Source organism: Neisseria sp. P0013.S005, from assembly GCF_051958425.1.
Lineage (GTDB): Bacteria > Pseudomonadota > Gammaproteobacteria > Burkholderiales > Neisseriaceae > Neisseria > Neisseria subflava.
The window spans coordinates 1-23145 of the sequence record NZ_JBQCVL010000015.1; the positions used below are offsets into that span (position 1 = coordinate 1).

Here is a 23145-nt window from a genome sequence, read left to right on the forward strand (position 1 = left end):
TGCCCGTTGGACAAAGAAAAACGGCCTCTACAAACTCGGTTACAAACAACATACCCGTACCGATGAGGAAGGCTATAGTGGATTAAATTTAAATCAGGACAAGGCGACGAAGCTGTAAGGTCGCGGCGGATTTGTCATAGTTTCGCGGAAATTTTGACACTTTTAAAAATATCAGCTGTGCCAAATAAATTGCAATTCAGAAGTGAAAACAAAAGCGACGATACCGTCGCTTTTTATTTTACCAATTACATATGACCAGCTCGCCGCTTGTTTTACCGGTTTTGTCTCTGCCAACCGTATAGGCAAGCTCAAGTTGTGTGATGCGGAAGTCTTTGAACAACTCCCTTATATCAGGATGGTCATTGATAGATAGCATGAATTTACCCTTGCTCTCCGCCATTGCTTTGGCCAGCAGCTCATACTGTGACCAATCGAATGCGTGGTCGTACCCTGCGGTTTGCCAGTACGGCGGGTCTGCGTAGAAGAAGGTATGCTCGCGGTCATATCGCTTAAAGCAACGATCCCACGATTCATTCTCTATATAAACACCTTTTAAACGGTCTTTAGCAGCCTTTAATTTAACCTCAATCTGAGACGCATCCCACGCTTTTGACGTGGTGGCTTTCCCGAAATGCTGGTGGACGGTTTTACCGCCGAAGGCGTTGTGCTGAAGGTAGAAGAAGCGAGCGGCACGTTGAATATCTGTCATGCATTCGGGCGGCGTGTTTTGCAGGCAGGAGAATGTTTCGCGGCTGGTAAGCGTCCACTCGAACTGACGGACGAACTCGTCGAAATGGTGTTGTACCACACGATAGAGATTGATGAGCTGTCCGTTGATATCGTTGAGTACCTCTACTTTTGCAGGAATCGGGCGCATAAAGAACAATGCTGCGCCCCCGGAAAACAACTCAACATAACAAGAATGCTCGGGGAACATGGGTAAAAGATGTTTTGCCAAACGACGTTTGCCACCCATCCAGGGGATAATAGGTAATGTCTGTTGCATTTTTTGCATCATATATACTCCTAAATTATGGCATTCGCGATGCTCTAAATCAGATTTAATATGACGCTCAAAGGCATTCTTTTGATTTATTAATTAGCTGGAAGAATTGATATTTTTACAACGAGCGCACTTTATTTGTACACAACCGCTGCCTTTTGCCAGCAATTTCCCACAAAACTTACAGCGTAATTCACGATAGATTTGCATTTGCATCCACTCCTGTATCAGATAGAATGCCTCGGTCTCTAGAGACTAAGGCGGTCTTAGAAGTCAATGCAGGTATGCTCTGCTTGGCTGGCGTAACAGTGTTGCTGCACTGTTACGTCGCCGTCCCACTTACTATTTAAAATCCTCCCCAAGGCCGCCTTATTCAGACGGCCTTTTATTTATATTTGCCTACAAATAGCTCAACTCTTTGGCTTTTGCGATGATACGTTCGGCGACTTTAGCCTCAACCGCCGGAAGCAGATGAGCACCGCCGTCCTGCGAGAGGGACAACGGCATTACGCCATCTGTTTGCGCTTTTTTATCCGCCTCGTTCGGCGTGAGGCCGCTATCTGTCCAAATCTGTTCAGATAAAATATATTGTTCAATATCAAAGACATTATTGCCATATTTAAGCTTGAGCCAATTATTAAATTGATCCTTGAGCTGATGTCGGTATGGGTGATTCTCTTTGGCCCAACCCGGCTTATTATCAGCCCATACAGTCAGGACAATATAACGCGGCGATTCTTTCGGCTGGACTTGTTGAATACATTTTTCAACATAGCTTTTGATTCGCTCTAAGACCGTCTGCCAGTTGCCGAGATTTGCGCCGTTAATATCATTCTTGGCCGTTGCCAACACACAAATACCATCGACACCGCCGCTGTTTTTCAGCCGTACAGTATATTTTTTACCCGGAACAACGCTATGAGCCTGGCTATCGCGCGGAATAACTTTAATATTGGCGGTTTGGCCTTCCATGACCGCTTCGATGTCATCGCCAATAATAACGACGGTAGAGTGCATACTGAAAGGCGTAACGCCTTCGCCGTAAACCAACTCGCCATCAACCATCACGTCATTCGCTTTTGCCGGAATAGTATCAACTTTAAAAGTAACTTCCACCGGACTGCCGTCCATCGACATCAAGGCATACGCAGCCAGGCTGCCGCCCTTTGCGTTGTTTACAACCGGCAGATTTTCGGCAGCGGCAACACTCACAGCCTGATCGCCGATACGAGCATTGGTGGAGTCGCCGAAGAAATTGAGGCTACGTTTCAATGCGGAAGGGGAAGAAGGAGGAGCTACCGGGCGTTCCGCCTCTTTCGGAGGAACAACAGGGCCGGACGGCATAACGGTATGACGCTCATGCTCGACCGGTGCGCCAATATATTGAATGCCGAATCGGTCGCCTTGCTGCAAGGTATCAGAAATATTTTCAGGTTTGGCGCAATAACGCAGGTCAATAATACAGTTGTGCGGCTGTACCAAAGCGTAGCCGTCCTGCTCATCGGTTAACGCGACTAATTTATTGTCACGCAAAGAGAAATTGACCCAATCACCGGCACGCGTACCCTCAGACACTTTGACCTTCACACGCGTCAAGGTAGTGGCTTCAAATTTTAAAATGTCGCCAATACCGACACCCAACACTTCAGTTCGCATAAAACATCCTCAAAATAATAATAATTATTTTAAGACGTTATACGAAAGCAACGCTTGGCTGTACTGCACTTAGCCTTATACGCTAAGCTCTAAAACAGTAGTATCGGGAGCCTGACCAAGGATACGGTTGCTCAAGACATCATAAAACACGCGCTGATTTAAAGCGGCTTGTCCGCTTAAAACAAGATTGCCGCCGCTTTGCGTTTGCGCCGCCCATGAGCCGCCGCCCAAATCGCCCGTTATTTTGGCGATGCCGCGCTGTTCGCGGTTGAGCAGTGCCGTCAGGTTTTGATACAGATTAGTCATTTTGTTATCCTCAACAAAAAGATAAAAGGCCGTCTGAACATGGCTTTCAGACGGCCTTTAAAGCATCTTTAAACCAGCTTTAATCACTCGTCAAAATAGCGGTCTATCGTTACATTTTGAGTCACGACAGGCGTGTCGTTTTCGATTTTAACCTCGACCGACACACCAACCACCACGCCTTGCCAGCTCCCCGAAGGCTCATTGATTTGCCAAATCTCGCCTAAATTCGCCATAGGAATGGCGTACTTATCCGATACCGGCAAAGACACCGTTTCGCGCTTATGAACGCCGGTCTCGCTTAAAGCGGCAATACCGGCGGCAAGCAAGACCGGCTGGTCGGTATAAAGTGCATTGGTCAGCGCGGAGGCACGCGGCTCGCGGTTGCTGCCGTTGCGGTACACGTCCGCGCCCTTGCCCTTGTTATGGCTCGGCCAAACATAAACCCCGTTGGCACGCTCCGATACATTGCGCTGACCGCTGATGCCGAAAATCACGCTGACAGGGACACTGACATCGGCAGGCGCATCGGGAACCTCCCAAGCAGCCTTTTTCCACTTAGGCTTAAAGCGGACAACAGGTCGGGCGCGGTCGCTCTCCACAAATCCCCCGGCGGCTTGAGCCAGCTCTTGCAAAACAGCAATCGGCGTTTTATCGGTCAACGAATACACATCTCCCGGAATCAACCAATCAACCATCGTCCAGCCGTCCAAATCCACACCTGTCGGGCGTAAAACCTCCGTTGCGATTTGTTGCGCATAAATCGGATTGCGGTATGTACCACGGCCTTTAGGCGCATAGTCCGCGCCCAAACGGGCGGTAACACTGCGGCCGGTTACCGTATAGCTCTTTTGTCCGAAGCGGCGGTTGTCGCTGTAATCTTCCGCGATGATGACAAAAGTATCCGCATTGATTTGCACCTCGATTTCGGCTTCCCGGCCTTTCGGGCGGACATCAGGATTAATCTTGGCGAAATCATCGGGCGAAACCGTCAAACTGCCTTGCCAGCAATAACCGGCAGTGTCCGTCGTAAAGGAAGCAGAAAACAGCCCAATCGGCTGGCCGTCGACCGTTGCCTTAATAATATTTTGCATGATATATCCGTCTAAAACAGGAGTGCTTACCGTATCAAAGCAGGCAAACGGCAGCGGAATATGGCGCGCATCGTGCGCAATCTTTTTGCGGTAAAACCGCAGGTGCAGACGGTTTGAAGGCGGGCGGATACCGCAAACATAAGTTTCCGGCACAGGCTCCGGCTCAACCGGAATCTCATAATATTCACAAGGCACAGCCAAAGCAGGCAGGCTTTGCGGATGCGCACATCGTGCCAATACCGCCGCCTCGCGCACCTCCGATACCAAACAATCGCCAACCGGCGCGTCATCGGAAAACACACTCTCCGAACACGCCGCCAAAGCCTCGCCAAGACCTGCCGACGAGCCGTCCGCATTACAGCCGCTTAAGAACAAATCATCGGGGAAAGCATCATGCAGACAGCCGTCCAGACCATCCATTCCGGCCTGCACCGCCTGCATACACCCGGCAACCCCGTCAGACAAGCCGACCGTTTCACGCAGGCAGCTTTCCAATTCAGGCATATCCGAAAAGGCCGTCTGAAAACAAGCCGCCTCCCCGACAGCCTCCGCCGTTATCCCCGACACTTGCGCAGCCATGCCGCCCAAATCATAACGACCGGACGCGCACGCCGCCTGCGTTGACACCGCCTGCTGCACAAAGCCCCACGCCCCCGAAACAGTCGCATAACCATCCGGAGGGCGGTACGGATTAGGCTTAGGCGGCGTATCGGGAATAATCTCGCCGCCATCCTCAATATGGCGTAAAGGCCGTCTGAAAGCCAACGGCAAGAGCCTGGACGACGGACGGGAGCCAATCGCCAAGCCGAAAGGCAAAGGAATACGCGCCGAATCAGCATAAATTTTGTCTTCGGACATTTCAGACGGCCTCAACCGCCGCCGTCACGCTCGACATAAGGCTTAATAAAATCATAAGAAACAGGCTCGTATTGCTTTTTATAATCCGTCGCCACCATCAAATACTCCTCGTCTTCCTTAAGCCGGTCGAAGCGGTAGCTGCCGTCTTCCGCGCTCCAAGTATCGGCAATGCAGTACATATTAGGCCGGGCAAACAGATAAATACGGCGCGAAGCCGGCTGGCCGCCCACCGTAACAATGCCCGTACCTTCGCCGGCAATATAGCCGTGGCCGCCGTATTTCCAGTGCGGCGACTTAACAGCACGGCTTCGCGCAATCCGGTTGACGATTTTGCCGCGCAGCTTGCCGCGTTTAACGGCAAGACGACTGCGGAAAACATAATTCGGCATGGCTTACAGCTCCCAGGCCGTGAGGTTTACCAAAAAAGAGCCACCGCCAATTGTATTGATATACATAAATCTGTCTTCGCTATCGTCTAAATTGTCGTAAACCGTTCCCATCGGAATAACGTCTGCTGCGGGCATGATTTCGCCAATTTTCATGAATCCGGGGAACAATCCCCGAAGCGCATATATGTTATGACCAATTATTTCGTTCATATAAATATCATCCGCTATGAAACCACCTGTAATAGGATTAGGATAACTACCATAATTAGCATATGCTTTGCTGGTAAATTTTAGAATAGAAGCGATATCTCCCTTATAATCACGCATCGGTATCACAAAAAGAACAACTCCCGCGCCATCTCTATAAATATAATTATCATCCACATCTGATACATACCCAAGCAGAGTATTCGCGGCGTCAGCCACGGCGAGACTAGCGAAGTTGCCAAAAATAAAAAATGAGCAATAATCCTGCCATAGAATAATTAAAGTAAATGCGCGCTCATTTCCAACCACAACCCATTGGATTTTATCCCGACTGTTGTAGTCTTTTTTATAAATGAAATTGCAAAACTCACTGCTGTTGTTAACCTTTTGTTTGACTTTCCCCGCCTTTGCCGATGTCGGCTCTAAAAGACCGCACAAATCAACGTATCTTGCACGTTCTCCATATTTTGAGTCATCCACCCCCAGCCACCACTTTGTCGCCTTCGGGTGCGTACTGCGGAAACAGGCTTCTTGTGTCTTTTCAAACGCCATTTCCCAGCCCAGCCCGTCCTTGCGTTTATTACCTTCGCCGTAACCGGTAACCAGGCAGGCTTTTAAAATCGTTTTAATGCTGCCTGCCGCCGATTCAACCTGCGGCGCACCCTCATCATCCCAGCGGTAAACCTTTACCGGCACACGTTGCGTATCAAACATTTCAGACAGCCTTTCTTTTTACTTCAATGATTTAAAACCCCATTAAAACAAAAGCCCCGAAAATCGGGGCTTGGCATTGTTGCAGTCAGGTATATTATTTGCGATTAATCCGCTTAAACTCACCGCGTTTAGCTAAATAAAACGGGAAGGCGACAATCCAAATCAGCAAGCAGGCAAGAAACCAGCTAATCGGCCCCATATTGCCTATCCCTTGAATCTGCCCCTTTTTAATGCCTATCGTTTGGGCATCAATCAATACCCAAATACTGGTTGCGATAACAATAATAGTAATAATATTCATAGTTTCCCTTTTGTCTTATTGGCTAATGACGTTGATATTCTAAATTAAACGGCATTAAAAATAAACAAGCGGTAATAAAAGGTCGCTGAAACCATGATTTCAGGTTTCAGACGACCTTTGCCGTTCCACCAGCTACTCAGCCACGGTATTGCCGCGCAAACATGCGGTAAAACCATCGCGGCCGTTTTGCTTGTCCGGCGAAGGCTGGACACTGCGCAAAATCCAAACGGGCAATGGCGTGCCGTAGGTGTTGAAGCGGATACAGTTCTGCGCCGACCAGCCGCCGCCGAATGCTGCCGCCTTGAGCGTGAAATACGGCTTGCCGGTTGCCGGATTGGTCGGCGCAAGATCGGTCAGGGTATCGCTTTTTGCGACCAAGCCCAGCCGTTCGCCGTAAAGCTCTAATTGGGTTGAAGTAATGAATTTAATCAGCCACCGCTCGGTAATCGCGCCGTTGCTGGCCAACTTAATCGGGTAGTCTTTGACATTGGTACGCGCCAAAATAGGCTCCCCGCGTTGCGCATCACTCCACACATTGTCCCATGCCCGTTGCGAAAACGGCTCGGTAGCGCGCACCAGCAAATCGCCGCCGATCAGGGCGGAGGACACAAATGTGTTCTCCTTCGGATAGTTGCGCCCAATCGCAAACTGGAGTTTCAGACGGCCTGAAATATCGACGCCGGTCACACGGTTTTCTTCTTCCCACGCGCAAACGGCAGTCAGCGGCAGGGTATATTGCGACAAGTCCAACGGCTCGGCAAAAGTAATACTGCCCGCTTTGAGGTCTGCCGTGTATTTCTCGGCGAGGACGTGTTTGCCCTTGCTGTCGACCAAGCAGAGGCGGTCGATATTTTGACGGTTGAGCGTGATTTTCTGGGCGGCGGTAAACGCGCTGCCCAAATCCTGCTTGAGACGGTTGGAAATCACGATCATATCGCCCTTGCGAAACACAGGGACGCGTCCGTCGGCAGGCAGGCGTACAGCATCGATACCGATAATCGATGAATCCAAAGGCAGGTTGTCTTGTGTCACGGCGTTGTAGCGTAAACTGTCCGGAGAGAAGCCGGTAGCGCGGTTTACATCGTAAAACCCTGTTTCATAGTCGATTTTCCCAGTAATATCCCCTGTGATATTGCCCTCGGCATCGCTTCGTCCGCTCAATACTGCGCCGCCGTCCAGGGCAAACACGGTAAAACTACCCGGCTTGACCGGCGCGGCCTCCGTCCGACCGCTGTAACTGTACGTCCGGCCGCCTGTGCGGTTGAGCAAACCGCGCACAATCATCAGGCTGCTGTAATCAGTTTCCGCGTCGCCGAATGTCAGTAAGCCGTCTCTGCTCAAATACCCGACCGCATGGCCGACACCGGTTCGATAGTTCCAATTGGCATACAACGTACCGTTTCGCTCAATGATTTCCGCACCGTCCAGGCTAAACGCCCAACTATTGAACACCGGCGTACCGATAGAAGCACCTGTCAGCACGCTCGCCGTGATGTTGGACGGTGTTTCCGTCTTTATTACGCGCCGTGTGGCTGTATCGGGTATATGCGCGTATGCCGCCTGCTTGATTGTTACTGTCAATCCTGCAATGGTTTTTTCGCCCAACATGACAGGGTTGTCAGATTTGTCGTAATCGACCACCTTCGCGCCGGCTGTAACTGTCGCGCGTTGACCGCTGAATAACGTTATCTGCAAAGGGATACCTGCCGCCGTCGGATCGGGCAGCCGGATACGTCCCGTTGCATAGTCGATGCTGCCTTGCTTGAGCAACATGCCGTCGACCATCAAGCCGCCGACACCGTTGTCGGTAATTTTCACCAGTGTTTGGCCGGAATAGGCATCTCCCGGATACTCAATCAGTAAATCATGTTTATGCGCAACCGCGATAACCCCACCGCGAAAGTTATTCCCGGCAGACTGACCGTTGTATTTTACTTGCACCCATCTCCCAGTCTTACTTGATGCCTTAGCCTGATACAGGATAGCCAACACCAACGATCCGGGCGCAGTCTTGCCGATTGTCGCATCAATCGCCGCACCGTCGCCCAGCAGCGGCAGACTGCCCGTCTTCTCTTCGGCGGTGTACTCGTCATAGCTGATTTGGACAGCCGTATTATTGACGCCGCGAACCATTGCGCCGCCGTCCGCGTATTGCAGCCACCCTTCGGCCGATCCGCTGATTTTGCCGTTTACATCGGTAACGCTTTTACCGCTGCCCCATGCCAGCTTATAGCTGCCCGGCTTAATACAGCCGCCGCGCTCCTGCGGCAGGCGGACATAACCGTCGGTTTTTGTTACAGCCGACGCATGGCCGGCCTGCTTAGCGTCGAATGTGCGATAAACATCGGCATCACCCCACTGCAGGACTATTTTGCTACCTATATCGGGCTGAGCCGGCAGGGTGAGGATGACGGAGCCGGTATCCGACACACTGCCAACCTGTTTGCCTGTCTCAGTCCGCAGAATATAGTCTCCGTTATCCGTCAACGTGTACCACACCCCCAGCGACATGTACGAAACCGTCAGGCTACCGGCAGTCGGCGCAGGCTGAAGCAGGGGAGCCCATGCAACGCCTTGATTTGAATCTTTAATCTCAATAAATGTCGCATATCGCGCATTGACCGCCTTGACCGCCGGACGTGCCGTGATTTTAAGGCCATAGTACATCTGAGGAATACCGTCAAAACGCCCCCTTTCATAGTCAACCTGGATGATGCCGGACGGCCCGATCAGTTGTCCCCTGCCGTTGTCTACATAGTCGAGCAGCTTCACACTCCCAGGCAAAACACTATGAGGCAGGATGATGGCCCCTGAATTGGTAGTACCATCCTCTTTATAAACGACACGCTCCGGCGCGGTAGCCACCCACTCACCAGAAATAACGGGATATTGGTCGGAATAAGGTGTCTCGACTGTCGAGGTCGGCACCAGTTTTTCGTAAATACTAGTAACTGCCAGCGATGCGTCGCCTGCCGCAAGGCCGTCTGAAACAGACTTAACGCCGTAATAGCTTGCCGAGTCGGTAACCTGGGTCTCTAAAATCCGGGAAGGAGTATCGGCATAACCCTCTACGGGGTACGCCACTCCATCGTAATCATTTATCAGCGGATTGGTAATTTCCATTTTAACCACGCGGCGAGTGATTTCCTTAGTCTGCCCATTAGGCAGCGGAATTTCAAAAATACGGTCTTCGTGCGTCACATTTGAGACCCGGAAGTACTCATACCGCCGTGTTGTAGCGTAATTGGCTTTATTCGTGTACTCAAGGCAATAACGCTCGCCGACTTTCGGCAACGGAGCTTCCACGCGCTGATACGCCTGCACAAGGCGCACACCTGCCAAATGGCGACCCATCAGCGTCATGCGGCTTTCCACTGTCGGCACGGAATACGCTTCAATGCGCGGCATAATATCCGCGCGGCTCTCGCCGTAGTTGCGCGCTTTAAACGCCAAAAAAGACACGTTTTCAGAGGTTGGCGGCTCGGTAATGACAAAATGACCGCCATAGAGCGGCTCGGAGTCGTTACGCAGGACGGCAGGGTAGAGCAAACGGGCGTCCAAACTGCCCATCGTGCGGTCAACGTCCGAAACAGGCGGGAAAATCTCGTTATCCTCGCCCGTCAGCGGCTGCCCCACCATCAAACCGCCGCCGTCAGGCGTATCGGTCATGCGTTGACTAGGATAGATCTGCAAATCCTGTTGCGTCAGGCGCGTTGTTTTTTCCATTTTTGAAACCTTTTTAAATCCTGTTTAAACCTGTTTTCAGACGACCTTAAAACGTCATCAGGCAGAGCTTGGCGGTGTATCGTTCGCTGTCCGCCTCCGGCGTTGAATAACGCACCGGCTCGACGCTGCCCAAAGCCGCGTCATGCGTGCGCCAAACGACATTAAAATCTCTGCCGTCGTAATGCGTCAGCGTCATTTCCAATTCGGGGACGTCCGTCCAATCGCGTAAAGTCCGCAAAGACCCCAAGTCCAGCCATACCCAATCGCCCGATAGCGTAATCGGGCGGCCGTTTGCCTTGATGCCTTGCTGGATCACCAATCCGCCCGACAGAGTGCGCTGCGGCGCGGCCTGCGCCACCTTGTTCCAACTAAATTCATCTTCCCAGCGCATATCCTGCGGCAGGCAGACGCTTGCGCCGGTGTCTTTACGCTTTAAAATCCAATCGGCCATTTCAGACGACCTTTGCCTAAATATAAAACCCCATTAAAGCAAAAGCCCCGAAAATCGGGGCTTGGCATGATTGCAGTCAGATGTTTGCAGGCCGTCTGAATTATGTCGTGCGCTTTAATGAAGCTTGTAAACTATTCATAAAACCGTTAACAGCTTTCTCGGCAACCGCCTGGTCGCGCTGCGCCAAAATTTGGTTAAGCTTTTCCGGGTCGATATTAACCTGCGGATTGCCGATTTGTTGCAACCACTGGGCGGCATTACTGTTACCATATGAACCTTGGTTGCGGACTTGCTCTTGCGCGGCAGATTCGGCGCGCTTGCTGCGCTGCCTGCTGTAAATCTGTTGTTGCAAGTCGATTTGACGCTGATATTCGCGTGCAACGTCGGTTTGTTTGAGGCGGTTGGCATTGTCCAGTTTTTGCTGCAGTTCGCGAATTTTTCTTTCTTGCTGCAAAGAATAAACCGCTTCCGTATTGCCATTAAGCTCGGCAAGCTCGGCCTCAAGCGCGCGGGTTGCATCATGTGCTTCTTGACGCAGGGCATTCAGCCGGCGTTGGGCATCGGATATTGCATTGCGGAATTTGGTCAGCTCAGTATTCCCCAATTTATCGGCAGCACGAGATGCCGCGCTGGCCGCATCGTTCAAGATATCCTGTGTCACTGCGCCTTGAGCAGAAGCATTGATCAGCCTTTGCATCGCGGTATTCGCGTTGTAAATCTGTTGCGTGTACTCTTTCATCCGAGCAGCGCGGAATGTAGCCTCCATGCCCAACTTAATCCCGGAGAACTGCTGATTCATGAGATTTAATTGCTCATTATTGAGCTTATAAAACCCAGCCGTTTGCGTCAGACGGTAGCCGTAATCACTAAACGATTTAGACGCATTTGCCGCCGCTTTGGCTGCATTGTCTGCCTCCGCTGCCGCCTCTTTATTGGCTGTCGCCACTTTTCTGACCGATTGGGCATGGTTTTCCGCCGCTTGCGAGCCTTTTTCATGCGCGGCTTTCGCGGCTTCGCCTGTTTTAGCGGCAGTATCATTTAACCCTTGATAGGCGGCTTTGGCTTTTTCAGCACCGCCCGAAGCCGCATCGCCCAAACGGGCAAGCTGCTCCTGCGTCAACAGTGCAGCGTCGCCGCTGGCTTTGAGCTGGTGTTGAAACTCGGCAAATTCCTCCTTGCTTTTAAGTTTCCCCATCATTGCCTCAAAGGCTGCCTGCATCAGCTTGGCATCTTTTTGACCGGCGGCCGACGCTTCGGCAGAGGCCGTCTGAAAAGCAGTAAATGCCTGCCGCGCATCACTGCTGATTCCGGTCATCACGGCTTTGCTGTCTACACCGATTTTGGCGAAGGCATCGGCAACCTTATCCGTCGACTCTCTTGCCGTATCTCCGATTTTCTTAATTTCTTCGGCCGTCAGCCCGGATTGTTTACCTACCTTTTCCAATTCAGCCAAAAGAGCATCGGTTGATTCTTTGCTGTCCATCTGCTTGATCGCAGCCTGAAACACCCGGCCCATCTGCTCGGCATCATTACCAAACTGAGAGGCAACACGCGAAAAATTGGCAATACCTTCCGCCGCCTTTTTGCTTATGCCGGTGGTTACCTCTTCCGCCGTCAAACCCAAAGCCTCAAGGGCTTTTTGTGCTGCGGCAAGCTCTCCTGTATCTGCGCTGATTTTGACGTTTTTCTTATCAAGTTCGGCTTTCAGTTCGGCGGTTTTGGTACGCACGTTTTCCAGCTTGATTGCCAGTTCGCTGTAAAAGTCGCTGGTTTCGCGACCGTCGGCACGCAAGGCGGCCATACTGTGTTCCAACGCTGACAACTCTGTTGCAGACGCACGATATTCGGCTTGTAGGGACTTGACGGCGACTGCCTCTTCTTCGGCAGCTTTTTTCTTGGCGACGGCGGCTTTTTCGGCGGCTTCCTGGGCTTTTTTATCCGCTATCTCCAACTCGCGCTTAATTTGGGCTTCGGTTTTGAAGAACTCGTGATACTTGTCGAGACCGCCGGTGGTAAACAGACTATCCAAAATGGCAGGAATACGGGCGAGGTTATCGCCGAAAATTTTTGCTAAATCCGTGTTTTCGCGCAGCCAGCCGCCCACACCACGGCCGACCTCAAAAGCCGCAAACAGTAATCCGGCATTGGATGCCGCGGTCTTGAGATTTTGAGCCAACGCTCCTGCAGCCGCCGCGCCATTACCGAAACCGTTACCGGCAGCAGCGGATTTGAGCGCGATGCCCAGCTCTCGTGCAGCGACAGTGGTCGACAGGATGGATGCTTTGGTTGCTTCAATTCCGACACGCTGGGTCGCAAACGATGCTGACACCGCGCCGCCCGTCAGGCGGACAGCCGCTTCATAAGCCTTGACGGCAACCGCGCCTGCTGCAAACAACGCCGCAAGCTGCGTCAAAACGGGGAACTCTTCCGTAATCGCGCCGACTGCACCGGCGACGCCGCCTACCGTACTCGCCAACAAAGACACCAGAGGCAGCAACTTTTCGCCGATCTCGATGGCTACGTTGATGATTTCCTGCTTGGCTTTGGCAATCTGCGCCTCGCTGGTGGACATGGCATTGGCGACTTCTTTCTGCATCGCGCCGACGACTTGTCCCTTGTCGGCGACCAAGCCCAAAGCCTTTTCATATTCGCCCAACGAGCCGACCAAAAGCGCGATGTCGTCGCTATATTCCGTACCGAAGAGTTGCGAGAGCGTCAGGGCGCGGCTTTGTTTATCCAAGCCTTCGAGTTTGTGCAAGAAGTCCGTCAAAGCCTGCTGCGGATTGGCGGCGATATTGGCCGCCATCTCATCAGCAGACGTACCGATACCTTCCAAGGCCGCCTGAAAGTCTTTGCCCTGGCTTTGCGCGGTTTGCAGTTTTTGCAGCATGGCATTGATGGCGGTCGCAGCCACTTCGGGCGGTTTGCCCAATGCGATAAATGCGTCGGCAAGCGCGGCGGCTTCGTCGGCAACCAAGCCGAACTGTTTCGCCGTACCGCCGATACGCGCCATTGCGGCGACAATGTCTTTTTCTCGTGCGGCGGTATTGTTGCCCAAAACGTTGATGGCATCGCCGAGCTTTTCCACTTCGCCGATTGGAAGTTGGAACACGTTGGCAATCGTCGCGGCGGCATTGCCTGCCTCTTCAGCGGTCATGCCGAAGGCAACCGACATCTTGGACGCGATGGCGGTAAATTCCGACAACTTCTCAATCGGGATGCCTAGTTGTCCGCCGGCAGCGGCAAGATCTGCCATTTCAGCGGCGGAAATGCCCAATTCCGCACTCATTTTTTTCAGTTCGTCTGAAAGTTTGGCGTACTGCTCGTCGGTGCCTTCGGCAACTTTCTTCACACCCGCCATCGCGGTTTCAAACTTCATCGCCTCTTTGGCGGCAAACGCCAAGCCGCCTGCCTTACCGACCAAACCTTGAACTTCAGAGGCAATTACGGAAATAGACGGCTTCACACCTTTCAGGCTGGCTTCAAGTTCGCGCACCTTGCCTTCCTGCAACTGCGCCGCCCGGGCTAATTCTTCATTCGAGAGTGTGCCGCTGTTTTTAAGCAATTCGTAGGCGTCTTTGGTCTTTTGGATTTCCTGCCGTGCCTTGTCGTCGGTATCGATACCGAGCTGGATTTTTGCATCAGCAATGGCTTTTAGGGTTTGTGCTTCGGCGGTCAGGCGGTCTAGCTGCGCTGTTGCGGCGGCAGATTCGGACGACAGGCGCGCCTCTTCGGCGGCAAGGTTTTTAACGGACACACCCGACACTGCCATCGCATCGTGGGCGGCATACAGCTTGCCCGTCAGCTCGGTTTCGCTTTTTTCCAGGCGTTCGGATTCGGCACGCAGTTTCGCCAAATCGGCCTGCTGTTGCTGCGTACCGCCGCCGCGCATGGATTTTTCGAGCGTTGCGGTCAGCTCGTCCAAGGCGCGCATTTCTTTAGCTGTATTATCCAATTCCGCCGACAACGCCTTATATTCCGCAATCGCCGCCTGTTGTGCTTGCGCTTTCGACAGCGTCGCGCCCAGCTCTTTCGCTTCTTCCGTCAGTTTGCCTGTGTCAATGCCCGCCGCCTCGATGGACTGCGCCAGCGCGTCGATGTGTTCAGCACCGGACACGCCCGCTTTAATCTCTAAACCTGCCTGAATATTCGCCATGATTTAATCCTGTTTTAAAACCCGTTTAAAAAAGGCCGTCTGAAACCTGCCGCCGCTGCGCCTACACGCAGAAGCCAGTTTCAGACGGCCTTTGTTTATTACCGAATCTTTAGTTGTTGTACGACGTGAAGGAATAGGTCGAAGTTTCGCCCGAAGCCAACACCGCCGTGCCTTTGAATTCCGCCGTATTAAAGTCGTCGCCAAACCAGTCGATACTGCCGTCCGCCGCCAATACGGCGTGTGGGATGTGCAGAATGCCGGTCTCACCGGTAACGCGGTTGCGGCCGTCAACATAGATTTCCAAATCCAAGCGGGACAAGGTCGCGGCAGAGACTTTGTAGCCGCCGGAATCGCGGGTTTTGTATTCGACGGTGATGTTTTCGCCGTCGTTGACGGTATCTGCGACCGGCAGGATGGTAATCATGCCCAAGGTGGCATTGATGTCCAAATGCTTGGCATCAACATTGACGTTTGACTTGTTTTTGACTTTGACGGTAGCCGGATCGATATTGCCGTTTGCCAGTTTGTACGCCATGCCTTTTTTACCGATGGTCACGGTCTCGCCCGTAACGGTTTCCGCCGTAGCCGCGATGACGGCGGCTTCGCCCATCAGAGCGAGCGCGAGGTTGTCTTTGTCGAAGGTGTCGAGCTTCAGACCGATTTCGGTAGGCTTGACGGTTTTCAGGCTGTCGAGTGCGCTGCCGTAAGTGCCTTTTTGCTTGGACACGCGCTCTTTGGTTTCCACGCTAGTCTGCGTGGTCAGGGCGGTGGTATTGCCGATTTCGATAAAGCCTGAGCCTTTTTGATTGAGGTTGCGTACCTTGACGTCGCCCTCAAAGATTAAGCCGTGGTCGTTTTGTTTTGCCATGTGGCAGCTCCTTTAGTTTGCCGCCTGCACGGTGTCGCAGGCGAATGAAATGGGGTAAAAAGCAAAGCCGTCGTTGTATTCGATGGATGGCGAAGCGATGCGACGAAAGGGGGTGACGGCATATTCGTCGCCCGCATCCCAGCCTGAAAACGCACGCTGGATTGCCGTCAAGGTCTCGCCAACCTCGTACAGCGTGGATTTACCGTTGGCGGTATAGCTTCGCGCCAAAACAAAGGTAAAGTGCAGCGTCGATTTGAGGAATTTGCCGTTTTTCGCTTCATCGGCAAAGGTCGAGCCGCCGTAAACGACATAGACCGCGCCGTCCAGCGGTGCGGCTTTGCGCTTCGCCGCGCCTTGGGCGAGCAGCTCGGCAAGTTCACCGATCTCCTTAACCGCCTTGATGCCTTTGACGGTTTTCAGACGACCTAGGATTTCGGGATAGACCGCCAATAAGTTTTCATGCTGTTTCAAAGCCATATCAGACAATCAATCCTTCCAGCCAATCGGACATCAATTCGTCAATGTCCTGATAATCTTGCGAAGACAAGCCCAAAAATGGACGGGCAGGCATGTTTTTTGTGCCTTCCTGCACATAAACCGAGTAGCCCATGATTGAGCCGGTAATCACGCTTTTTGCCGATGCCTCGTGCGTAATGCTTGCCAAGAGGTTGCCGTAATCCACCAAAATCCCGCCGCGTCCGTTTTTAGCTTCTGCCGTTGCGGGGCTGACATCCTGCCAGCGTTTGCCGTCGGGGGCGGTTTTGGTTTCGGCGATACGGCGGCGGGTCGAAGATTCGAGGACGCCGCCGATAGCGCGCAAAGGCTCTTCAAGGCTACCATTCAACCTGCCCGACAGGCGGTTCAGGCTTTGGGCGATACGCGACAAGTCGTGCGATACCGTAATCCGCATTGCCTACTCCTTCAGCCATTCCCGCAAATCGGGTTCGGCATTGACATAAACGGCACACGTTGACGGTCTACGGTCATCCGATACGCGGGTCTCGTCCAGCATATTCGGATTTTTGACGACCATCTTCAGCCAAGCGATTGCCGACTGATAACGCTCTTCGACAATACCCGTTACAGCGTCGTCGTAGAGGTAGTAGCGGGCGATGTCGCAGACTTTGATTTTCAAAACCTGCGGCGCGGTGTCGTTGGTAAAAAACAGTTTCGCCGCCCGAAGGTAGCTTGCCGCTTCTTCTTCCGCATCGGCAATTGCCGCCACCATCACCGCTTCGTCTATGGTTTCGTAGTTCTCATGATTCGACCGTTCCGCCATTTCCTGCTCGCCGAAGCGGGTAATCATATCTTGGATGGTAATCATGCCGTCCTCCGTTTTCAGACGACCTTTAAAACTGCCTTAAAGGCCGTCTGAAATCCGTTTAAGACATGGTCAGCGTTGCCAACAACTCGGGGCGCAGCGCAATCGGCAATGGGTTGGATTGCATATGCAGGCTCCAGCCTTTGTCGTGCTGCAATTTCTCGCGACTGGCGTAGTACGGCAGGGCGCGGGTGTTGACGGTCGCGTTCATGTCGGCAGGCGCGAAATACTCTTTGTAGAGATTACGGCCGACCGGCAGCAGAATGGCTTTGTCCGCACCGATGTCGGCATCACTGCCGAAGTGGTTGGCGTATTCGATAAAGCGGATGCCTTTGTGGATAAATTCGGTCGGATTGAGCGTATCGCCCTCACGGTAGGCGCGTGCTTCGTCAAAGCGTTTGTACACTTCGAAGATGGACTTATGCTCTTTGAGCGCGCTCAAGAACTCTGCACCGCAATACACGACCCACCCGCGCACTTGCGCACCGTTGAATTTTTGGCGTTGCTCGGACAAGAGCTTGTCCAATACCGCGCCGACTTTGGTCTCGTCTTTCGACAATTCGATGTTTTGTGTTTTGCGTTGCACGCCGAACTCAGTGTTGACATCCAAAAGCACGCTGCCGTCCGCATCCAAAATCTTGCCTTGCAACGCGCCGAGCATCAGATGCTCGCGGGTGTATTCAAGGTCAGATTTGCCGCCGGCGAGTTTTTCATTCACTTTGTCAATGACGGTTGCGGCTTGGGTCGTACCGAAAGCGCGCAGGTTTTGCACGTCGTCGGCGCGAACGACGTCATGAATCGGCAGGTGCGGCACTTTGACGGTGCGCACGGTGCGTTTCGGACTTTCGACCGCCTGACCGGATGTGCCGCGCTCTTTGCTGGCAACCAAGTGGACTTTGCCGTCTTGGAACTCAATGTCGGCATAAGTGGTGGTCAGATATTCGGGTTCGAAAACACCCAGCTCGCGGATTTGGCTTGCGCCCGGGTCGATTTTGTTGATGGCGGTGGTCATAGCCTGCACGCCGAATTTGCTGTTGTCAGATAAAGGCATATTTTTTCCTTGTGGTTACAGAGTGTCGCCATTCGGGTTGAAAACACGGTTTACAACATAAACGATGCCGTATGGATCGCCGTCTTTATTCAGCTGCCCAATCACATCACTTGACGAAATCGACATGCCGTCGAGAATTGCATCGTTTGAGCATCGATCCAGATTGATGATGCAATTGTGCGGCTGTACGATGACTTTACCGTCGGCTTCATCCGTCAACGCCAGCAGTTTTAACCCGCTGCGGAGAGGGAATTCAACAAATGTACCGGCTTTTGTGCCTTGCGAAGCAGTAATCGCCACACGCGTCAACGGAGTCGCTTCGTATTTCAAAAAGTCGGAAATAGCAGGGCCGAGGATTTCTGTTTTCACTTTAGACATAAGAGCCTCCCAATAAGCCTTTGTGGCTGGCAATAGAGAATTTGCCTTCCGCGCCGGTTTGTTCAGATTCGTCCTTGCCTGCGCCTTCGCTGAACAGCACGGGCGGTACGACAGATGGAGCAGCTTTCGGCGTCAAATCGGCAATCATGGCTTCAGCCGCTTCGATGTCGGCAGATAAAAGCACGGTAATCGTCGCGTCGGACAAGCCTTTAAACTTGCCGTTTTCGGTTTCTTTGAAACCTGCGGCGGACAATTTCGCCTTGACTTGGTTTTTCTTGGCAGCCGCTTCGGCTTCTTTCAGCTTTTTCTCGGCTTCGGCTTTTTCAGCCTTGAGCGTATCGACCTCCGCTTTCAGGTTGTCAAACGCTTGCTTTTCTTCGGGTGTCATAGATAACTCCAAAGGTTGTTTAAAAATATCCGGCAAGGGACTGCCGTCCGACAACACCACCGCCTCCGTCTCGCCATCTACACCGACGGCGGTAAACGATACTTCACGGATGGTGCAGCGGCGCAAAATCACCGCAGGACCTGTTACCTCGTTGCCGTTGACGGACAATACCGCGCCCGCCGCCAGCTCCTCGTAGGATTCCGCCTGCGCATAAACCGACATTTCCCACGGAAAGCCTTGGTCGGCTGCTTCGGCAATCTGCGTGCCAAACTCGTTGGACAACAGGCTGCCTTCCGCAATCAGGCCGTCCGCCGTTACCGACAGGCTGCACACGCCCGCCATTTTTAGCGGCGAATGCTCCAGCAGGACGGGGACGGACGCTTTGTGCGACAGCTGGGCCAAATCAACGACGGTTTGATAACCGCCGTAGCCGAACGGCTTGCCTGAATTGGCGACACCCTTAAAGGTGCGCACATCATCCGCACGGGTCGCCAAGGTAACCGGCAGCGCGGCGGACAATTTGATTTTGAGGGGGGTGTTGTTCGTATCCATTGCTCCATTTTGCCTTGCCAAGTTCAAAAAGACGGACGGCAGGATTTCACTTCCCAATCCAAATGCAAAAGCCGCCTAAAACCCGAATATCAGGTTTCAGACGACCTTTGAAAATCCTCATGCGTAAAATATGAAAATACCCACTTTAAAACCGCTTTAGAATCGCATCAGATTGCATTTAAACTCTCGGATATATCTTTGCCTATCCTGACCGATAAAACGCGCTTAAACGCGAAATTTGAGCGGTTATGAAAAAGGCCGTCTGAATCGGTTTCAGACGGCCTTCGGGTTATACAGGTTTAAATCTCGGATCGGCTTCTAGGGCGGTTTTTAAATCGGACTTGTACGGCTTAATCCACTCGGACTTTTCAGCAGCCTCAAGTATCCATCCGCGTACACGGGCGAATGCCGCAGCGGACAAATCCGCAATCGAAAACACGCAGCCCGAAAACTCGCCCTGCATTTGCTCGGCTGCTTCCTTGTCGATTTCGGCAAGACGCGGATACAGATAGTCCAACAATTCGGACGGGGCGGTTTTCCCGCCTAAAAATACTTTTACTTCGCGGCTGACATACAGTTCAGACGGCATGACTTACTCCGATATTTTTACCAATAAGCGGACTTTATCCCGCTGTTCTTTTGGCAATGATAACACATACTGCAACAATTTATGCCGGTTTACCGCATTCAGATGGCGCAAATCAAGCGGGACAATATCGGCTTTGTTGAAATGCTCTTGAATATTGTCAACCTTCCCTTTCCATGCATCGGCGGTGTGCGCAAAATAACGGTTCATCAATTCCGCACGTTCGGGATTTTCGGTAAACATAAAATCCAGTTTTACCCATTGCTCACGGGGCAGGTCGTCTGAAACAATCAGATAATCGGCTTGTCCTTTGCCTTTTTCTACCACCAAATCGAACACTTCCAGCCTGTCGCCCGTTTCAGCCTGCCACGCTGCCGCAGCTCTCGCTTCGTGGTCTTTGGTATTGTTGGCAGACTGCTCTTTTGTCAGCCTGCGCACTTCTTTTTCTGATACCTTGTCCGACAAAGCCAACACCGCCACTTTGTCAGACGGCATGCTGTACCGCTTGCCCAGCCACGCCTCACGCTCGGCAATCATGGCGGCCAGTGCCTCTTCGCCGTTTTTCTCGCCAAACAGCGCGTCCATTGCGCCCAGGCGGTCGCCGTGGTTGTGCGCAAAGCTCGGTGTGATGTCGTCGGGAATCAATACCGTTTTGCCTGTGCGCGGATTGGTAAACTCGACCATATCCACATCAGGCTCGCCGCTGATGCCCTCGCGCTCCGCCTGCCGACGGGTCAGGGCGGACACCGAACATTTACAACCGTAGCCGTTGGGAGGAAAGATGACTTTCCAAATGTCGTGATCGACCGGCAGGACTAGGCCGTAGTAGCGTTTATGGCTGTCGCGCGGATGCCCTGCGGCGGAATGGTTGTAGCGCAAATACGGCAAGGCTTTTTTGTTTGCCTGTATCCGCTGCCACTGCCCCGCCGCAAAGGCGGTTTGCATATTGGTGTTGAAGATGGTTTTCAGACGGCGCGTACTGCCGAGCTGTACCAATTTCGGCTCGCCGTCTAGCGGGTCGGTCATCACTTGCTCGCCCCACCAGCCTTTCGCCATCAAATACGGTTTTAAACGCTTTTTAAAATCGGCGAATGCCGTACCGTTTTTTTGCGCGGATTCGATGGCATCTTTGACTTCGGCGAGCATATCCGTGTCCATCATCTTGGCGACGGTAAACGCGAGGCCGTGCTGATACAGCCATACGTCGTAATGCGAAAACCCGGGCAGGATTTTCTTGGCTTTGAAATGCTCGAAGGCGGCTTTATCGACCAGCCCCGCGAAGTTGTATTCAATCCCGTCCATCGTCCGCTCCGTCAGCCCAAGCCGAAAGGCCGTCTGAAACCAAACGCTGAATCAAAAGATTGTCGCCCTTGCTCAAATCAAGTTCGGACAGCTTCGCCTCAAATTCGGCGTAGTCTTTGCAGTTTTCCAATAAGCCCAACACTGCTTCCATCTTCGGACGGGCGATTGCCTGCTCCGCCGTATCGGGCGCATTACGGGCAAGACCGTCAGACAGGCGCAGGCTGAATTTGGCGGGCGCAGGGTTTTCAGACGACGTTTTCGGGTCGCGCAGCTCGAAATGCTCCGGCTCGAAGCCCAAGATGTCGCGGTAGTAGGTCTCGGTCAGCACGAGTTGCCCTGTATCCATATACATCTTGTCGCGTTCGGCTCGGGTTTTATCGACCTTGATTTCGTCTTCAAACTCAAACCACACACCCTTTGGCGTATTAATCGGCTTGCCGTAGGCGTTGTTGACCATCACAAGCGCGTCGATAAAGTGCTGCGCCGCGCGGGACAAAAGGGCAAGATATGCGCCGATGCGCTCGTCGCGGTTGTTTTCTTCGGTTTCCTGACTGGCTCGGCTGGCGGTCTCAAGGTCGCTGGTTTTGACCTTACCCAACAGCGTTTTTTGGATGCGCGCATTGGCGAGGTTTTCCAATCGGCGGAATGCCTGACCGTCCGCGCTGTTTTGCAGCATCATCACATCGTCTTCGCGTTCGATACTCAACGCGCCGCCGGAAACAAAGCGGTAAAATCGGCTCATGAAGCTGTCGTGGTCGTCGTTGCTGTTGGCTTGGATTTTGGCAATCAAATACGGCTGGGCGTAGCGCGTAATAAATTGCGCCGCATAGACAAAGCCTTTTTTACGCAACGCAACCGGCGCATACAGCCGCGCCGCCGCCATTTCGCCTGCCGGATTGGTCGATGTCGCACGGTGGGCAATAAAGAGATACAGGACATCCGTATTGCAAGCCTCCTCACCGCCGCTGCCGCGATACACCAGCGAACCGTCGCGGTAGGGGATATATTTCGCCAATTCACCGCTCTTATTGCTGATGTGTTTAATTGTCAAAAAGCCGTCAGGTTCGGGCTGATAAACGTACCGACCGACACCATAGCCGCCCAAACGCGCCGTCAATACGATTTCGGCAAGCGCGGGCAGATGGCGTTTCAGCGTTTTCCACAAGCGGTCTTTATCTTCGTCGCTCAAGTTTTCGCCATAAATGCGCCACGCCTTCTCCTGCATGGCTGCGTGCAAATCCTCCAAACAGGCGGCGACCTCATCATCGCTTACCACCGCATCCAATGCCTGCTGCCTGTCCACACCGAGGCGCGAAAGCAGCGCGTCCGTGCCTTCCATATTCGAGAACAGGCTTTCCAACGCATCTTCGGTCGCGCTCGTCAATGTCTTGATGGCGGTTTTTCGTGTTGCGCTTTTAATCAATCCGAACATATTTTTTTACTCCAAAGGTCGTCTGAAACCGTTTTCAGACGACCTTAAAATCAATACTCTTCGCCGCGAGCCGCCAAAAAACCCTCAATTTCAGCGACAAGAAAATGTAGATTTAATAGCCGCCCAGCCTTATAGCAGGAGACAACCTCTTGCAAATGTGTGATCGCTTTATCCAAACCACGCTCAAGGTACTCGACATCCTCTGCCAACTCCTTTTCACGCGCGGTTATCCGTCCTTGTTCACACATTTTTTTTAAATCTCCAGCATCGGCGCAGGCAAATCAATCGCACGCGCCCTGTTTGACACATTGCCCGTCGTTGCTGCCATCCACAGCATATGCAGTGCATCGGGGCCGTCGTCGTGGTCGGCGTCGGGAAATTCCCGCAACTGCTCAATCAATACACGCTG

At 52.6% G+C, this 23145-nt stretch carries 21 protein-coding genes; all 21 read right to left on the bottom strand.

Annotated features, from left to right (window positions below; all coding sequences use genetic code 11):
• Positions 1–238: 238 nt before the first annotated feature.
• Entirely contained in the window at positions 239–1018 is a 780-nt protein-coding gene (locus ACTHTA_RS10355; RefSeq protein WP_440375770.1) for a DNA adenine methylase, read from the bottom strand.
• Between the two features lie 81 nt (positions 1019–1099).
• The gene (locus tag ACTHTA_RS10360) at positions 1100–1219 is read right to left on the bottom strand and encodes a zinc finger domain-containing protein (RefSeq protein WP_440364684.1); all 120 of its coding nucleotides are present in this window, start codon (positions 1217–1219) and stop codon (positions 1100–1102) included.
• Positions 1220–1402: 183 nt separating this feature from the next.
• A complete protein-coding gene (locus ACTHTA_RS10365) occupies positions 1403–2659 on the bottom strand; it encodes a hypothetical protein (RefSeq protein WP_440364383.1) in 1257 nt (418 codons plus the stop codon).
• 75 nt (positions 2660–2734) lie between these two features.
• Positions 2735–2965 (bottom strand): hypothetical protein, encoded by a 231-nt coding sequence (locus tag ACTHTA_RS10370; RefSeq protein ID WP_440364382.1) that lies wholly within the window; start codon positions 2963–2965, stop codon positions 2735–2737.
• An 83-nt stretch (positions 2966–3048) separates the two neighbouring features.
• On the bottom strand, positions 3049–4914 hold the full coding sequence (locus tag ACTHTA_RS10375) for a hypothetical protein (RefSeq protein WP_440364381.1): 1866 nt from the start codon (positions 4912–4914) through the stop codon (positions 3049–3051).
• A gap of 11 nt (positions 4915–4925) precedes the next feature.
• Positions 4926–5303 (bottom strand): hypothetical protein, encoded by a 378-nt coding sequence (locus ACTHTA_RS10380; protein WP_049350573.1) that lies wholly within the window; start codon positions 5301–5303, stop codon positions 4926–4928.
• A gap of 3 nt (positions 5304–5306) precedes the next feature.
• Complete coding sequence (locus ACTHTA_RS10385) at positions 5307–6224, bottom strand: hypothetical protein (RefSeq protein WP_440364380.1); 918 nt, start codon at positions 6222–6224, stop codon at positions 5307–5309.
• Positions 6225–6318: 94 nt separating this feature from the next.
• Positions 6319–6525: a hypothetical protein gene (locus tag ACTHTA_RS10390; RefSeq protein WP_308888166.1), complete on the bottom strand. Its 207-nt coding sequence runs from the start codon at positions 6523–6525 to the stop codon at positions 6319–6321.
• A 132-nt stretch (positions 6526–6657) separates the two neighbouring features.
• A complete protein-coding gene (locus tag ACTHTA_RS10395; protein WP_440364379.1) occupies positions 6658–10251 on the bottom strand; it encodes a hypothetical protein in 3594 nt (1197 codons plus the stop codon).
• 46 nt (positions 10252–10297) lie between these two features.
• Positions 10298–10702, bottom strand: a complete 405-nt coding sequence (locus tag ACTHTA_RS10400; protein ID WP_440364378.1) for a hypothetical protein — start codon at positions 10700–10702, stop codon at positions 10298–10300.
• Positions 10703–10802: 100 nt separating this feature from the next.
• Positions 10803–14858 (bottom strand): phage tail tape measure protein, encoded by a 4056-nt coding sequence (locus ACTHTA_RS10405; protein WP_440364377.1) that lies wholly within the window; start codon positions 14856–14858, stop codon positions 10803–10805.
• Positions 14859–14967: 109 nt separating this feature from the next.
• Positions 14968–15726, bottom strand: coding sequence for a hypothetical protein (locus ACTHTA_RS10410; RefSeq protein WP_440364376.1), 759 nt, complete (start codon positions 15724–15726; stop codon positions 14968–14970).
• A 12-nt stretch (positions 15727–15738) separates the two neighbouring features.
• Positions 15739–16203, bottom strand: coding sequence for a phage tail terminator protein (locus tag ACTHTA_RS10415; protein WP_285070029.1), 465 nt, complete (start codon positions 16201–16203; stop codon positions 15739–15741).
• A gap of 1 nt (position 16204) precedes the next feature.
• Entirely contained in the window at positions 16205–16636 is a 432-nt protein-coding gene (locus tag ACTHTA_RS10420) for a phage virion morphogenesis protein (protein WP_440364375.1), read from the bottom strand.
• Positions 16637–16639: 3 nt separating this feature from the next.
• Positions 16640–17050, bottom strand: a complete 411-nt coding sequence (locus tag ACTHTA_RS10425; protein ID WP_440364374.1) for a phage protein Gp36 family protein — start codon at positions 17048–17050, stop codon at positions 16640–16642.
• A gap of 58 nt (positions 17051–17108) precedes the next feature.
• Positions 17109–18098: a major capsid protein gene (locus ACTHTA_RS10430; RefSeq protein ID WP_440364373.1), complete on the bottom strand. Its 990-nt coding sequence runs from the start codon at positions 18096–18098 to the stop codon at positions 17109–17111.
• Between the two features lie 15 nt (positions 18099–18113).
• A complete protein-coding gene (locus ACTHTA_RS10435; protein ID WP_440364372.1) occupies positions 18114–18476 on the bottom strand; it encodes an oxaloacetate decarboxylase alpha chain in 363 nt (120 codons plus the stop codon).
• Positions 18469–19416 carry a hypothetical protein gene (locus ACTHTA_RS10440; protein WP_440364371.1) on the bottom strand — a complete coding sequence of 316 codons (948 nt, stop codon included), beginning with the start codon at positions 19414–19416 and terminating at the stop codon, positions 18469–18471. The genes ACTHTA_RS10435 and ACTHTA_RS10440 overlap by 8 nt, the downstream gene beginning before the upstream one ends.
• A 289-nt stretch (positions 19417–19705) precedes the next feature.
• Positions 19706–20005: a glycine cleavage system H protein gene (locus ACTHTA_RS10445; protein ID WP_070713247.1), complete on the bottom strand. Its 300-nt coding sequence runs from the start codon at positions 20003–20005 to the stop codon at positions 19706–19708.
• A 3-nt stretch (positions 20006–20008) separates the two neighbouring features.
• The gene (locus ACTHTA_RS10450; protein ID WP_440364370.1) at positions 20009–21304 is read right to left on the bottom strand and encodes a phage minor head protein; all 1296 of its coding nucleotides are present in this window, start codon (positions 21302–21304) and stop codon (positions 20009–20011) included.
• Entirely contained in the window at positions 21291–22736 is a 1446-nt protein-coding gene (locus ACTHTA_RS10455) for a phage portal protein family protein (RefSeq protein WP_440364369.1), read from the bottom strand. Before ACTHTA_RS10455 ends, ACTHTA_RS10450 begins: the two co-directional genes overlap by 14 nt.
• Positions 22737–23145: the final 409 nt, after the last annotated feature.

Coding starts and splice junctions, on each gene's coding strand:
- ACTHTA_RS10355 (WP_440375770.1), bottom strand. CDS start 1,018: ATGATGCAAAAAATGCAACAGACATTACCTATTATCCCCTGGATGGGT.
- ACTHTA_RS10360 (WP_440364684.1), bottom strand. CDS start 1,219: ATGCAAATGCAAATCTATCGTGAATTACGCTGTAAGTTTTGTGGGAAA.
- ACTHTA_RS10365 (WP_440364383.1), bottom strand. CDS start 2,659: ATGCGAACTGAAGTGTTGGGTGTCGGTATTGGCGACATTTTAAAATTT.
- ACTHTA_RS10370 (WP_440364382.1), bottom strand. CDS start 2,965: ATGACTAATCTGTATCAAAACCTGACGGCACTGCTCAACCGCGAACAG.
- ACTHTA_RS10375 (WP_440364381.1), bottom strand. CDS start 4,914: ATGTCCGAAGACAAAATTTATGCTGATTCGGCGCGTATTCCTTTGCCT.
- ACTHTA_RS10380 (WP_049350573.1), bottom strand. CDS start 5,303: ATGCCGAATTATGTTTTCCGCAGTCGTCTTGCCGTTAAACGCGGCAAG.
- ACTHTA_RS10385 (WP_440364380.1), bottom strand. CDS start 6,224: ATGTTTGATACGCAACGTGTGCCGGTAAAGGTTTACCGCTGGGATGAT.
- ACTHTA_RS10390 (WP_308888166.1), bottom strand. CDS start 6,525: ATGAATATTATTACTATTATTGTTATCGCAACCAGTATTTGGGTATTG.
- ACTHTA_RS10395 (WP_440364379.1), bottom strand. CDS start 10,251: ATGGAAAAAACAACGCGCCTGACGCAACAGGATTTGCAGATCTATCCT.
- ACTHTA_RS10400 (WP_440364378.1), bottom strand. CDS start 10,702: ATGGCCGATTGGATTTTAAAGCGTAAAGACACCGGCGCAAGCGTCTGC.
- ACTHTA_RS10405 (WP_440364377.1), bottom strand. CDS start 14,858: ATGGCGAATATTCAGGCAGGTTTAGAGATTAAAGCGGGCGTGTCCGGT.
- ACTHTA_RS10410 (WP_440364376.1), bottom strand. CDS start 15,726: ATGGCAAAACAAAACGACCACGGCTTAATCTTTGAGGGCGACGTCAAG.
- ACTHTA_RS10415 (WP_285070029.1), bottom strand. CDS start 16,203: ATGGCTTTGAAACAGCATGAAAACTTATTGGCGGTCTATCCCGAAATC.
- ACTHTA_RS10420 (WP_440364375.1), bottom strand. CDS start 16,636: ATGCGGATTACGGTATCGCACGACTTGTCGCGTATCGCCCAAAGCCTG.
- ACTHTA_RS10425 (WP_440364374.1), bottom strand. CDS start 17,050: ATGATTACCATCCAAGATATGATTACCCGCTTCGGCGAGCAGGAAATG.
- ACTHTA_RS10430 (WP_440364373.1), bottom strand. CDS start 18,098: ATGCCTTTATCTGACAACAGCAAATTCGGCGTGCAGGCTATGACCACC.
- ACTHTA_RS10435 (WP_440364372.1), bottom strand. CDS start 18,476: ATGTCTAAAGTGAAAACAGAAATCCTCGGCCCTGCTATTTCCGACTTT.
- ACTHTA_RS10440 (WP_440364371.1), bottom strand. CDS start 19,416: ATGGATACGAACAACACCCCCCTCAAAATCAAATTGTCCGCCGCGCTG.
- ACTHTA_RS10445 (WP_070713247.1), bottom strand. CDS start 20,005: ATGCCGTCTGAACTGTATGTCAGCCGCGAAGTAAAAGTATTTTTAGGC.
- ACTHTA_RS10450 (WP_440364370.1), bottom strand. CDS start 21,304: ATGGACGGGATTGAATACAACTTCGCGGGGCTGGTCGATAAAGCCGCC.
- ACTHTA_RS10455 (WP_440364369.1), bottom strand. CDS start 22,736: ATGTTCGGATTGATTAAAAGCGCAACACGAAAAACCGCCATCAAGACA.